Source organism: Brevibacillus fortis (assembly GCF_003013395.1).
Classification (GTDB): Bacteria; Bacillota; Bacilli; order Brevibacillales; family Brevibacillaceae; genus Brevibacillus; species Brevibacillus fortis.
Map to the genome: position 1 here is coordinate 1 of NZ_PXZM01000008.1, position 15,303 is coordinate 15,303.

The window sequence follows — 15,303 nt, forward strand, 5'->3', positions numbered from 1 at the left end:
ATCTAACGGGTAACAGTTCAATCTAATGGTGCTAGGGCTTTTTTTCGCCAATATTTAGGGGGAAACACTTAAGTGCAAAAGGAAATTATCCGATAAAGATAGGGAGAATTACATTGTCCCATTAATAGTGCGGGACACATAAGAGGTTTCAAAAATAAACGGAGAGGTGAAAATATGAACAAGTCCTATCAACAATTCCGTCGTTGGCTGGTAATGTGCCTGACGATGATGCTGATTGTTACAGGTGTTTTGCCAGCGGTACCAGCTTTTGCGGCGCTGGGTTCTAATTGGAATACTACGTCAGGTATTAAGACACCACCATCTAGCTATGTCATCAGCGGGGGTGGCACAAGTTATAGCGACCCGATTAAGACAAAATCCAAATTGGTATACCAAGTCGAGCTTTTCTACAAGGATGCCACTAAAAATGGCCAAGGCTTTGATGTTTTAATTGATAATGTTCCACTTCCGAACAATCAACTATTTGTAAACGAAAAAATTACACTGCCTGATTTTCAACTGAATAGCAGTGGAGCAGTAACAAAAGTTACAGTGAGGCCAAAAGTAACGGTGGATCCAACGAACGATACAGCAGAGATTTACTTCCAGTACACACCAACCCCTGCTGCTCCAGGAACAGGTCCGCTAATTTTTGATAACGCCGGAGCGGGTAAGCATCAAAGTGACCCTATCAAGGTAACAAATCGAACAGTAACGAATTTGAAATACAAATATACTGTCTCATCCGCAGTGGATAAATCTCAAGCTGTCGAAGTTCAGGTAAACGGAGTAACCGTTCGAACTGTAACCGGTCCTGGAGGTACCTTGCCAGATATCGATCTATCTCCTGGTCTGAATGCGGTTCAGTTGTTTGCACCGAATACAGGAGAACGTGCCATTGTATATTACGAGTACAACTCACAGAACAGCCCGATCTCCATTACCAACTTCTCTGGAGGAACGACAGCCTATACCCCAGTAATTTATGGGGACTCTACTATTACCTTGATTGGTACGTATGGAAGTGGAGTAACGGGAAGCAGCTTGCGACTGAAGCTGATTACGAACAACGGCAGCTCCATTCAAGACTTAGCCAACACTGCACCAGCGATTAATGGTAGCACTTTTACATTTAATAACATCAGCTTGAAGCCCGGTCTGAATCAGATCGCTTTTTACGAAAAGGTAGGGAATGTAACCAAAGAGCACTACCAGTTCTATGTTCAATACAACAACACACCGCTTGTTAGTGATTTGAAAGTAAATGATACACCACTGAACGATCCGAATGTCAACACGAGTCCGACTTATATCACGGTTCCATCGCTCAACCGTCTGAATTTGAATCTGGACGGGAAAGCGCTAAATGCAGATACCGTTGAAGTAAAAAACCTGCGTACAGGTGATGTAGTTAAAACACAGGTGAACCGTACAGGTTCATTTGGATTGAGTGTACCATCCCAGCTTGGCGAAAATACTTTGGAAATCAGAGTCTTTAACCAAAACAAAGAGGTAGGTACCTTTGTCCGCAAGCTGTTGGTCACCACTACATCCTCTGGAAGCTCGGATCAATTTTATAAAGTAATGTTGGGGGCAGTTCCACTTTTGCCTAACCAGCAAGCGACGATATCAGGTCCTTCTTCTTCTTCTGCCATGGAGTTGAATGGCGCTGCACTGTTAAAATTTGTAGACATTGCTGGTGAACAACAGTTCCAGGAATTCAAAATTACGATCTCCGAGGGTGCGACGAAAAAAGAATACAAGAATGCCGACGGGGTAACCTTTACACCGATTGGCAACCCGCAAAGCGGATTTACGGAATATGCGGTAAAAATGTCGGTGCCAGCGGGTAGCTTCGTAGACGGTAAAACGTACAAAGTATCTTTGAGCTATCAATACCTGACAAAGGCTTCAGATAATACTGTAACGTCTCCATCGGGTTTCATTAATGTTGCGAATTACGAGTACGAATTCAAATACTTGGATAGCACCAAGCCGAACATTTCACAAGTGATTAATTTGGCAAACGCACAAGTATTGTCTCCGACGACCGCGAATACAATCGTCACTTCTCCGTTGGAATTGAAGGTAGTTACGAAAAATATACCAGATCCAAACACTGCAAAGATCACCTATAACGGACAGGAGTTAACTTCAGGAACAGACTATGTAATTTCGTCTGGGACAGGAGAATTCACGCTTACTCTTAAAAAGCTGCCCCAGGGTCAAGGGAAACTGGTGATTGGATATACTAGTGGAGCGGGTTCATTATCTGCTGCTTACACCCTGGATATACGCATTACCCCATTTGCTCAAATCACCTATGTAGATGCAACTGGACAGGTACGCAGCTTTGAAGATGGATATCAAGTAAAGAGTGAGAATGATATCCGCAATCTCGACGGGAAAGTGTATAACTATGTATTGAAGGGCGGTACGCCAAGTAATATTGAGGCAACCTTAAATGGTGCGAAAATCACTATTTCTGATGTCGATACAAACAAAGGTACCTTCCTTATCGCTAAAGATCAGCTCGCTTACAAAAAAGGCAACAACGTCCTGAAAATCACCTTGAAAGACGATCCACAAACAGTTTTCACCTATAATGTTTCCTACAACTCATCCAAGACGCCATCTGTAGAGGATGTGAAGCTGGAGATCATCTCCAATGGTAAAACTGAAGAGCTAACCAAGAAAGCTGGAGATGCATCCTATAAAACCGGCGCTAACTTCTTGACCAACTTGAGCTTTACAGTAAATGACGCAACACATGTTTACATCGAAAAGAACGGGAAACGTATCAATGATTTCCGTTACAAGAGTGGGGATTGGGAACAAGATACGACGAACCAGGAATACGTAAAAGCGCGCCTCGAAGCGGCGTTGAATAACGATTTGGAAGACTTGTTCGATGAGCACAACATTGATTCACAGTCTCGTTCCCGATTTGAAGGAAAGATGACCACGAAGAAATATGGCGATCTTGTTGAAGAAGTGCAAGATGCTGTGACTGATGCCAAAGAACAGGAACAGAAACTGGCCCTCTTCCCACTTACGTTGAAAAAGGGTGGCACAACGGTCTACACCATCGTAGCCGAAGATGACAATGGTACTGTCATTCGCTATGACATCAACATCGATCAGAAATATTCCAGCTGGGAAGTTCTGTCTCCAGTAAAAGCAAAAGAAAACGATCCATACGTTATCGTAAATAGCAACAGTGCAGTTGTGAAAGTGTTTGCGGAAAATGCAGACAAAGTATTGTTCGGCAAAACAGAGGCAAAAGTGACCAATACAAGCAACCCTGACTTCTATTACGATGACGATCAAGGGAAAACAATCCCTGAGACTTACTATGTCTTTACATCTACAGTTCCACTTAAAAAAGGTCTAAACACAATAAAATTCTCGGTCGTGGTAGGCGATAGCACCTATAAAGACGAAATCAAGATCTACAATGCGAGCTCAACTGTAAATGGTGCAGAATATCGCGATGTATTAGGAAAGAAAACTGCTTTTAGTGTGTTTGATAAGCAATTTGAGCTGAAGTTCCCGAAAGGTACCGTATTGCTGTCACCAGATGACAGCCGTGCTGGTCAAGAAGTGAAGAATCCAAACGGAGATATTTTTGTCGATGTACCTCTTTACTTCGGTATGGCTGACCGGACAACAGGACAAATATCCATCGACGAGGATAATCTGGAAGAACGACTGGTATTGGAAGCAAACTTTAACTATGCAAGTCCCCTGTACTATGTAGATGCAGGTGATACAGAAGCTCCGGGTGGTCGCGATCCATACTTCGATGAAGGCGATGCGGAAGACTTCAAGAGCCGTTGGCAAGACAATCTGGTTCCTAGCCTTCGCGGTACACTTACCATCAAATACGATCCATCCATCGTAAACGCAGCGAATAACATCCTGACGGTTTACTACCACAATGGGGATGAATGGAAAAATATTGGTGGCGTAGTGAGTACAAGCAAAAAGACTGTTACGGTGCCGTTTGCTGGTTTTGGTTATTACATGGTCATGAAAACGAGAGAAACATACGATGATGTTATTCGACATGATTTCGCTCGTGATGCAATTGAAACGCTGTACGCCAAAGGAATCATGCCAGCATATAGCGGAAGCAGCTTTGGGGCTAACCGTGACATGACTCGCGGCGAATTTGCAACGATGCTGGTCAAATCGATGGATTTGCCAATTAACGCTGGACCATATCGGGATAGCAACGAGCGCGATCCGTTAGAACCAACCTTTACCGATGTTCGTCCGAATCGCGATTCGTGGGATTATCAGTACAAATACATCGAGACAGCTGCACGTGCAGGGATTATCCGTGGAAAACAACCAGGCTACTTCCGTCCAGATGAAAATCTTACTCGCGAAGAAGCTGCAATCATGATCTCACGTGCACTTAATCTCAAATTGGGTACACTCGATGCATCCAAGGTGGCTTTGAACAAAATGTTCTCAGATGCCAAAGACGTTAGCTACTATGCAGCTCCATCCGTACTTGCTGTCAGCAAGGCGAAGCTGATGAACGGCGAAATAGATAATCCAGGTGAGAAAAAGTCAACCTATAGCTTCAAACCAACTAATAACCTGACTCGTGCTGAGATGGCTGTCATCACTATTCGTGTCATGGTCCAACTCAAAAAACTGCCTAAGCAGTAAGCCGAGATATTTCGCCATATATAATAGAAGAAAAGCTGAAGAGGTCATCGCCTCTTCAGCTTTTTTCATTGAGAAATTACTCTTCTTCCACATCTCCAACCGCGTCTACAGGAACCTCCACATATTCCTTTTCCCCGAGCACGATCTGAGCTTGTCCATTCGTCAAATCAACCATCCGTGCAACAAACTCATCCTGCTCACCCTCAGGGATCAGCACATGTGCAGTCACCTTGTCTGTGAAATCCGTACCACTCACGCGATGTTCACCTAGACGCAGCTCGTTTTCCACCTTGCCCCACCACGTATAGTCCACGCTGACAGAGATTGTCTGATGGAGCGTGTGTACCACGATCTTCGCGGCCTTTAATGCAGTGACGGTTCCAGCTGTATAAGCCCGAACGAGTCCACCAGCTCCCAGCTTGATTCCGCCGAAATAGCGAGTGACGACCACGACCGTATCCTTCACGCCGTTTTTCTTGATGCATTCCAGGATCGGCTTGCCTGCCGTACCGCTTGGCTCTCCGTCATCACTTGAGCGCTGAATCTGATCGTTTTCGCCGATGACAAAGGCAGAACAGTTATGGGTAGCGTCCCAGTGCTTCTTTTTTATCATCGCGATAAACGCTGTCGCCTCTTCCTCAGTGGTAACCCGCTGGGCATATCCGATAAAACGGGAGCGCTCAATAACGATATAGTCCTCACCGTAGCCAGCGATGGTTTTGTATTGTGTAAGCATCGTACAATCACCTCAAGAAAAGGATAGCATGCAAAAGAATTGTTGGCGAACACTGAAATGTTTTTGACACATAATCGTAGTACTCTATATAGCGCTTCTGGAATAAAAAAGGAAAGGGAGGAGCTGCTTATGATTCCCTTATGAAAATGCTGGTATGGCATAATTTTGCGTGTGAGAAGGATAACTCTGTGATATAGTGATCTTGGGACAAACCACATATTTAACGTGGTTAATAATTTTATGCTCAATATAAAATGAAGGAGTGGAATTCAGTGAATTTTCCATATTCGAAAAAGAAATGGATGTCTATCAGTTTGGCGGCATTATTAACAACAGCACTTGGCGCAGGAACCTTGACGGCATCTGCGAATACAGGCTCCGATCAAGCAAAGGCACCTACGACTGTACAAGCATCTAACGATAAAGTAGCAGCTGAGGCAGGTAAAGATAATGTATCAACCCCAGATGCTGCTGCAGAAGAAGAATTGACACTGGACAAAGCGATTGAACAAGCTTTCAAGACCAACGTCACATTGCAAAATGCTCGTCTGGATGCGAAAAATGCAGATATTAACAATTCGATCACCTATAGAAGCACAGCACAAATGACAGCAGATATGCTGGATTCCTTGGATGCAGCGCAAGCAAAGTTTGTGAGAAGCGCCCAAAGTGAAATGACCAAAAAGCTGAATGCCCTCGCTGTTAAGACTACAGAAGGAAAAATCAAACTTGGCGCACAAGATGCCTATTACAAGCTGATTTTTGCTCAGGATGACCTGAATTTGAAAAAACAAAGCTTGGCTCGTGCAGAAGCACAACTGAAAGTAGCCAAGGCTGCATTTGATGTGGGAACCAACGCGAAGACAGACGTTCTTGAGGCAGAAATGGGCGTGGCAGGTGCAAAAGCTCAATTGACGACTGCGGAAAACAACTTGGAAATTGCCGTAATGGATCTGAACGATTTCCTTGGCGTTGATCTGCAAAAAGAATGGAAAGTCGTCTCTGCAAATAAACAAATGGCTCCAATCTCAATCACCATGAAAGAGGCGGAGAAGCAGGCTCTCTCTAAACGTTTGGAGATTACCAAAGCAGAAGAAGAGCTCAAGCTGGCTGAATTGAATGTGAAGCTGATCGCCGAGTATACTGCGGCGTCAACTCTCTCCGGTCAACAAGCTCGCAACAACGTCGAGAAATCGCAGCTTGCCATTGATGAGGCAAAACGTACTGTTTCGAAAGACGTTGCACAGGCATACTTCAACCTAAAGGCAGCTCGCGAGGCGATTGACTTCCAAAAAGCAGCAAAAGATTCTGCAGCTGAGAGCTATCGTTTGAAAAATTTGCGTTATGAAAATGGACTCGCGACGACTTTGGAAGTAATTCAATCAGAAGAAGCATTGTCTACTCGTGAGAACGAGTACCAAAAAGCTGTCCTGTCTTACAACTTGGCTGTCGTAAACTTTGAAAATGCATTAGGGAATTAACTCGATTGAAGCAAGATTTGTAAGCTCTTGAACCAAATTGGAAAAAGGTTCAGTCGTGACAGCCCGCCATATGTCCCCTATAATACGGATTGTGGCGGATGTCACTTCGTACATAATGGACAGGTGAATAACGAACCACGAAAAAAACTTTAATTTTTTTTCGAAGGCGCCGCAACTTTTGATTCGCTCAGGCGTTTAATAGGATGTCACACGAAAAACGGGGAATTGTGTAAAAAAGATTCACGAATTCTAGCAGTTGTGTTACACTAGTGATTGTTGCATTTTACACAATACTGAATATACTAGAGATTTTTAACACAAAAAGCGAGGCTTTCCTGCGAAAGGAGGTGACACGCGCTTGCAGGATTCGGGCTTTAAAAAGAAAGATAGATTAACAACAAATATTCCCCAAGAACAATTTGTTTATACTAGAGGAGGAGAACACAAGGTTATGAAAAAGGTCGTTAACAGTGTATTGGCTAGTGCACTCGCACTTACTGTTGCTCCAATGGCTTTCGCAGCAGAAGAAGCAGCAACTACAGCTCCTAAAATGGACGCTGATATGGAAAAAACCGTAAAACGTCTGGAAGCTCTTGGCCTGGTAGCAGGTTATGGCAACGGCGAATACGGTGTAGACAAAACTATCACTCGTGCAGAGTTCGCTACTCTGATCGTTCGCGCTCGCGGACTGGAGCAAGGTGCGAAATTGGCACAATTCAGCAATACTTACACAGATGTAAAATCCACTGATTGGTTTGCTGGTTTCGTAAACGTAGCTTCCGGCGAAGAAATCGTAAAAGGTTTCCCGGACAAATCTTTCAAACCACAAAACCAAGTTACTTATGCTGAAGCAGTAACTATGATCGTTCGTGCACTGGGTTATGAGCCAGCAGTTAAGGGTGTATGGCCTAACAGCATGATCTCCAAAGCTTCCGAGCTGAACATTGCTAGAAGCATCACTACTCCTAACAATGCAGCAACTCGTGGCGACATCTTCAAAATGCTCGACAACGCTCTTCGCGTAGACCTGATGGAGCAAGTTGAATTCGGTACTGACATCCGTCATGAAATCACGAAAGAAACTCTCCTGACTAAATACCTGAAAGTTACTGTACGTGACATGGAATGGGCTCAAGAAGCTGGCAACGACAGCGATGACCTGCCATTGGTAACTAACGTACCAGCTATCGGTCTGGGCAAAATCAAAGCTAACGAAGTTACTTTGAACGGTAAAGACGCTGGTATCGGTAACACTACTTACAAAGTAGCTGACGGTATCAACGCTAACGATTTCGCTGGTCAACACGTACAAGTGTGGATCAAAGACGACCGTGAAGACGTAATCGTTTGGATGGAAGGTTCCACAGACGAAGAAGTTATCATGGACCGCCTGAGCGAATTCACTCTGAAAGGCAAAACTTTGGAAGATCCAAAAGATCTGAGCAACTCTGATCTGGCTGATCTGAAATTGGAGTTGGATGCTAGCGGCAAATCCTACCGCTTCAACAAAAACTCCCAAGTAACTTACAACTTCACTCGCTTCAACGATCCAGTTGATGGTTTGAAAGAAATCATCAAAGACAACGCTGATGGCAGCTTCACATTTGGTGCAAAAGTTGTTCTGGACAACAATAACGAGATTGCTTACATCCACGTTATTGACGACCAATCCATGAACAAAGAAGACGAAGGCGTTAAATACGGTTCCGAAGTTATCTCCAAAATCGATGCTGAGAAGAAGAAAATCACGAACCGTGATAACGACAAGTTCAACGAATTGGAAGACAAAGAAGAAGGTAAAGACTTCTTGGTATTCCTCAACGGAAAACCATCTAAATTCAGTGAGCTGAAAGAAGGCATGGTTTACAGCGTATACTACGCTGATGGCGACGAAGACAAACTGCTGGTATTCGCTACTGACACAGTAGTAGAAGGTAAAGTAGACAAAGTTGTTAGCCGTAACAACAACGACTACCGCCTGACTATCGGCGACAAAACATACCGCGTTTACGAAGGTGCTACTTTCTCCGATGACGGTAACAAAGATGTTCAAGACATCGACAAAGACCACTGGGATCTGGTTGACAGCTTGGACGACGAAACAGTAAAACTGTACCTGGATGCTTCTGGTCGTGTTCGTCACATCGAAACTAAGGATGCTATCGACGATCGCAAACAAAAAGCAATCATCACTCGTGGAGCAGTTTTCAACTCCAGCAAAGACACTTATGATTTCCGTGTGCTGACTCAAAAAGGTAAAGAAATTACTGTTTCCCTCGAAGCTAAAAACATCTATGACTTCGATGGCAAAAACTTCTCCAGAGATGGTAAGAATGAAGATGATCTGGAAGAGATCCTGGTACCTAGCAAAGACAAAGACACTTTGCTCGTACAAGTAACTCTTGATGCAGATGGCAAACCAGGTAAAGTTGAATTCTTGAAACCTGTAAAAGTTGAACAAGAATCCGGCAAAGCTTGGGATGACCTCGCGGATGAAGACGACGACATGGTTGGCGACTACGAAGTTACTGACAAAACAGCTGTCTTCAACATGACTGGTAAGTTGGAAGAGAGCAGCAAACGTAAAGAACTGAAAAACGCTAAAACTGCGAAGTTCAAAGACGTTGCTGACGAAAACGACCTGTCCGTAATCTACACTGTAAACGATAAAGACGAAGTAGAAGCAATCTTCGTTGTTGAAGGTGACGGTCTGTCTGGTGACGCTCTCTACGGTCAAGTGATTGACTTCGGTCGCTCCGGCGGTAAAGACACCATCAAAGTATGGGTTAAAGATGGCGACAAAGTTGTTGAGAAAGAATACAAACTGGATGGCGATCAAGACGATCTGAAAGATGACGACATCCGTCGTAACGACTTCATCGCATTCACATTGGATTCCAACGACGAAGTTATTGTTGACGATGTAGTTGAAGTAGTTAACAAAAATTCCAAAGGCATGCTCGCAGAAGTAACTGACGAAAAAGGCCTGAAAGATGCAAACATCGACAAATTGATCGTTGGTTTGGTTGATGATGTAAACAAAGACACCATCACTTACAAAGATGCTGATGGCAACAAGAAGAAAGCTAGCATCAAATCTGCTACAGCTTACTTCGATCTGTTCGATGACCTCGGTGGCGTAGATAGCGTAAACGAAGGCGACTACATTGTAATGATCGACAGCGCTGACATTTCCGGTACGAAATACGACTACGTTCTGATCGTTTCCGACGAGAAGACAGTTCGTAAAGACGACCTGGAAGATGAAGCAGAAGCATTCTTGAAGCAAGAGCCAACTGAGCCAAAACCAGGTGAGTGGGATGCAATTGCTTCCAAACTGACTGGTAAATACGTAGAAGCTGGTGCAGGCATGAAAACCCTGGCTGTTACAGCTAAATTGAATTCGGGTGTTAAAGAATCCGATATCGAGAAAGTTGAACTCTACGTAAATGGTTCTAAACTGCCTCAAGAAGATATCAAACTGTCCATCAAAGATGGCGAGATCTATGTAGAAGCTATCGCTGAAGGTAAAGTTAACAGCAGCACTCTGAAAGTTACCGGCACAAATGGTAAGACTGACGAAGCTTCTGTAACTTACAACGAAGCGTAAGATTACTCTTCAGTAGTAACTATATTTACAAGTGTAGTATAGAGGGGGGATTTTCCCCCTTCTGTACTACATACCCTATTAAAAAGAGAACTTCCTATCAAACATACGGAGGGGTAGTACGTGAATAAAAAAGTAGCACTTTCAGTTCTTTCTACTGCAGTAGTAGCTAGCATGGCAGCTTCTGCATATGCTGCACCACAAGCTGGTGTTTATGTTGGCGGAGATGTTAAAAAGTTTTACTCCACAACAACTTTGTTGAACCTGACTAAAGAAGCAAAAGCTCAATACGCAAAAGATCTGCGCGTTGGATCTGACAACCTCGTGTTCGTACACATCAACGGAAAAGGTGCTTTCTTCTCCGAAATCATCAAAGATGGTAGCGCAGCTGCTTTCGCGCAACCACTGAAAAAATCCGACTTCGTTGACCTGTACAATGTAGTTAAGCCAGATGGCACTTCTACTGAAACTGTAGATGCTAAAGCTAAAGTTGATGGCGACACTCCAGGTGAACTGAAAGTTGAATCTGTAAGTGCTGCTAACGGCTCTCAAATCGTTATTAAGTTCAACCAAAAAGTTGATAAAGCTACCGCTGAGGACGTAGGAAACTACTACCAAAACGGAGCTAAAATTACAACTGCAGATGCAACTCCAGTTATTTCAGAAGATGCAAAGTCCGTTACTTTGACTTTTAAAGCTTCTCAAGCTGCTAAGTCCTTCACATTTGGAGTTAAAGATGTGAAAACTGAAGATAAAAAATCTACAGTAACTGAATTCTCCAAAACGGTAACTTTTGAAGACACTGTTGCTCCAACAATTACTAAATCGGAGTTTGCTGTTACCGGCGATCTGGTAATTACTTTCTCTGAGCCATTGAAGGCTGGTCCTGCAATTGTTCGTGTTAAAGGTACTCCTGTAGCTGCTTCTGTAACTGCTGATGGTGATACTAAAATTACTATTCCTGCTGCTGCATTGACTGCTGCAGGTGTGACTGTTGCTGGTGGTGAATCTGCTGCAATTTATGTAGCAAGTGTTAAAGACTTGTCTAACAACGATATGGCTATCTTTAACGGAACTGTTACAAAAGTAGTAGATAATACTAAACCTACAATTACTTCTGTAACTCAAGTTGGGCAAGACACCCTGCGTGTTGTATTCAGTGAGCCTCTTGGTACAGGCGATGCTGCTCTTGTAGATGGTGAGTTTAAGTTCCTTAAAGGTTCTGCATTAAACGGAACAGCCAGCGTTGTTACACTTTATGCTGCGGACGCAACAGGTAAAACTTATGATGTAAAGTTCGCTGATGCTGAAATCTATGGTGCTACTCCTACGAACACAGCAACTGTAACTCTGCTTCTTGCTAAAGATCTAGTAAAAGATGCTTCTGGTAACGGAATTGAGCAATTTACTCAAACCTTCACCTTCAGCGCTGACAAAACTGGTCCTGCATTTGTTTCTTCTAAAGTAGCTGATGATAAGAAGTCCGTTGAGCTTACTTTTGACGAAGCATTTAAAGGCGCTGCTGGAGACGTAAGCGAAGCGAAAATCGTCATTACAGATGCTAATGGTGTTCGATTTAATGCAGAAGATGCAACTACGATCGGAAAAGCTGGCCCGGGTAACGAAAAAGTTCTTGTGGTTAGCTTTACTGCCGGTGGAGTTATTCCTGATGGAGTATACACCATTCAATTGCAAGCTGGTGCTGTTAAGGATAATTTCGACAACCTCAGCTCTGTAGCTTCGACTACTGTAACTGTTGGTTCTGGTTCCGATACTACAAAACCAGTTGCAACTCTTGACGGTGCTTCCACTGTAAACAAGTTTGTTGTTTTCTTTGGTGAGGAAGTAACTGCTTCTGCTCTTGCGGTAGCTAATTACAAACTTGATGGTGCAGCACTTCCAGCTGGAACTACAGTTTACTTCACTGATACTGCGAAAAACAAAGTTGCTATCGAACTGCCTGCTGGTTCTGTAAACTTCGGAGCTAATCCAGATGGTTCTGATGCTCTGTTGAGCGTTAGCAATGTAGCTGATAAAGCAAACAATGTTGTTAATGCAACTAACCTGACTGTAAAAGTTGCAGATAACACTCCAGCTGTTCTGCAATCCGCTCAAAAGATTGGTAACACTCTCGTTTTGACTTTCAATGAGGCATTGCATGCAACAGATGCAGCAGATGCAACTATCGCAGAGATTTTGACTAACTACGATATTAAAGTTGCAGATACTTCTGTTGTTGCAGGCGGAGGAGCAGCTACTGCTACTCTGGTTGCTGGATCTAACAATAAAGTGCAAATTAGCTTTACAGACATAACTGGTACTGGTTACGATGCAACTAAAACTGTAACTGTTACTACAAAAGCTAGTGGCGATCTGAAAGACGCTAACGGTACAGCTGCTAAAGCTGATGTGACTGTAACTGCTAACTAATTAACCGAAGTTTTTAGGGGATGACATTTGGTCAATCCTAAAAGTTTCTGAAGGGCCTACCTCGAGAGGGGTAGGCTCTTTTTTGTCCAAGTCAATTTTTTAATAAATCTATCTTTTTTCACTGAGAAGGAAAAGGTCCTCATTGGGTTCTAAGGCTGTCGATAACCCCTCGCTCTAAACTCTGCAGATTAGGCAGTGAAATATTGGATTTCTAGACTGGGTTTTTAGGAGTTTTACGAGAGGGGGAGACAGATCATATTTAATGCTGGCTAAAATAGCATCAAAAGTCCTCTTTTTTCATTAGGATAACTAAGCGTTTCGTAACTTCACCGATAACAACTACTATAGTTATTATCTTTTTTTATGGGCTCTCAATTTTTTTTCAGGAACAGCATATAATTTAGTTAATTCCTCTTAGCCATTTGAAACGTTCACTTAATAATGTTTTATTCTTACTAAACCTTCTCTTAATAGGGATGAGAATTAATTGAATCGACCGGTATGTTGCGCATATATAATTTTTTGAATTCATTAATGCAACAGCAAAAATATCAGATTGGCTAATGTTTTTTCTTTGCTATATTCCTGTACTAGTTGGTCTAGTGTATTTGTTATATGTACGGACTTCCTTCAGGCACCGCACGACCAAGAGACGATAAGATCGATTTGAAGAGCTCTGGTGTGTTCCAAAAGCTCAAGTAAGGAAAAAGGGTACTAATCCAATTGAATCGAGAGCGTATGACCTGTTCTATTCGTTACAGAAGGTCCTTCTTGTTCATTCAGAGGGTTCTTTATCTTTTGCCTTCAAATATGTCACCAGTTTAGGATGATCTTGATAGCCCATGCGTTTCACAATTACCTTTGCATCTGAACCTTTTTGGAAAAAGTGATAGTTATTTTCATCGAATCTTTTTTGAAAACAAAAAAGAACCAACTGCAAGAAACAGTTGGCCAAAAAGCAATTCCCCAAGTTATTTGTTTAGACCCTTACAGTTTATCAATAATAAACAACGTTGTAAACTTTAACTCATTATGGAAATGTTATACATGAAATCTTCAACGGCTCGAATAGCATAAAAAATTTTTCTTCATTAATTATGCGACTGAGACACGGTGAACGATCAAAGGTATTTGCAGGGTATAGACCGACTAAACGGTCCTTGAGGCTGCGAGAAAACCAGGTTCTCCTTTTTTGCCCCACCGTCCATCCTTCCATTCCTTGACATCCCCTGTTGCGTACGGGTATCCTAACATAACTATAGTACGAATCATGCTGTGAAAAGGTTGCAAAAGCCGCTTGTTTTCCACTTGGAATGCCAAGTTTTCTATGTTGCAAAAGGATGTCACTATGCTATAGTGGATGACGAATGTTACTATATATAGATGTAGAGAAAAGTTGGGAGCGACGATATGTTATCCTTCTTGAAGAATTTAATGGGGAACAAACCGACAACTAATGAGGTTCGGGAGCAGGTGCAGGAGGAATCGATCCTTTCCGCTGCTGATACCGAACAGTCTCATCAGGAAGCGCAACAGGTACAAGAGGAATCAACTGGCGTCATCACAACACTCTCGCTGCATGAATTGTGGGAGAAGCAGTTGGGGGCGCAAGAGAAATACTCGCTCTCCTTTATGGCTCAGGAGCTGGAGCCGTTGCAGCCTGGGAATATCTCCTTGGCAGGGACTTCACTTGTTCCGCATGACGACGGGATTGAAGTGGTAGCATTCGTACGAAACAGCACGGACCGTCCAATCAGCCTGAATGAGATGACACTGGTGGTACTGTTTGGGGATCAGGAGCTGTTTACCCGCCAATCCTTTGATTTGAGCGAGCTCGGAGAAATTCCGCCGCGTTCTGCAAGACCGTGGTCGTTTGTATTTACCAGAGAGCACTTTTTACAGGTAGAGGTTCTTCTCGTGAATTGGAAGATCGCTTTTGAGATGGCGCAGAAGAAGATGGTCCTTCCACAGCAGCTGGAGCTGGAGGAATCCTGGATTAAGGCACTGACTGATGAACAAAAAACATCCTTAATTGAATTAGCGAAGAACCTCCCCGCTCTAAAAGAGGGAGAAGTAAATATACAGAGCGTACAGATTCGTCAAACAGAAAATGGTGCTCTGAATGCGATGCTTTTGATTCGCAATGGCTCTACACAGTCGCTGTCCATCGAAAAGTTGCCGCTAGCGCTGTATGATGCAAGCGGGGATAAAGTGGCAGAAGGCCTGTTTGAACTCGGGAGCCTGACTGTAAATGCAAATACAAGTAAGCCGTGGCTGTTTATTTTCCCGCCAGAGAGCATTCTAAAGGAAGAGCTGGACTTGTCCCGTTGGAAAGTAAACGTTCCCCAATAAGCCTGATGCAAGAG

The 15,303-nt window shown here is 43.3% G+C and carries 6 protein-coding genes; 5 read left to right on the forward strand and 1 reads right to left on the reverse strand.

Features of this window, described 5'->3' with window-relative positions:
• The first annotated feature begins 174 nt into the window (after positions 1–174).
• On the forward strand, positions 175–4,683 hold the full coding sequence (locus tag C7R93_RS06490) for an S-layer homology domain-containing protein (protein ID WP_106838041.1): 4,509 nt from the start codon (positions 175–177) through the stop codon (positions 4,681–4,683).
• A 76-nt stretch (positions 4,684–4,759) separates the two neighbouring features.
• Here C7R93_RS06490 and C7R93_RS06495 read toward each other — a convergent pair whose 3' ends face one another.
• Positions 4,760–5,419, reverse strand: coding sequence for a YigZ family protein (locus tag C7R93_RS06495; RefSeq protein WP_106779554.1), 660 nt, complete (start codon positions 5,417–5,419; stop codon positions 4,760–4,762).
• Positions 5,420–5,691: 272 nt separating this feature from the next.
• On the opposite strand from C7R93_RS06495, the gene C7R93_RS06500 reads away from it, so the two are divergent.
• The 4 genes from C7R93_RS06500 to C7R93_RS06520 all read left to right on the forward strand — a co-directional run bounded on the left by C7R93_RS06500 (position 5,692) and on the right by C7R93_RS06520 (position 15,289).
• The gene (locus tag C7R93_RS06500) at positions 5,692–6,900 is read left to right on the forward strand and encodes a TolC family protein (RefSeq protein ID WP_106838042.1); all 1,209 of its coding nucleotides are present in this window, start codon (positions 5,692–5,694) and stop codon (positions 6,898–6,900) included.
• Positions 6,901–7,351: 451 nt separating this feature from the next.
• Positions 7,352–10,510: an S-layer homology domain-containing protein gene (locus C7R93_RS06505; protein ID WP_106838043.1), complete on the forward strand. Its 3,159-nt coding sequence runs from the start codon at positions 7,352–7,354 to the stop codon at positions 10,508–10,510.
• Between the two features lie 120 nt (positions 10,511–10,630).
• Positions 10,631–12,937, forward strand: a complete 2,307-nt coding sequence (locus C7R93_RS06510; protein WP_106838044.1) for a hypothetical protein — start codon at positions 10,631–10,633, stop codon at positions 12,935–12,937.
• A 1,410-nt stretch (positions 12,938–14,347) separates the two neighbouring features.
• Complete coding sequence (locus tag C7R93_RS06520) at positions 14,348–15,289, forward strand: accessory Sec system S-layer assembly protein (RefSeq protein ID WP_106838046.1); 942 nt, start codon at positions 14,348–14,350, stop codon at positions 15,287–15,289.
• Positions 15,290–15,303: the final 14 nt, after the last annotated feature.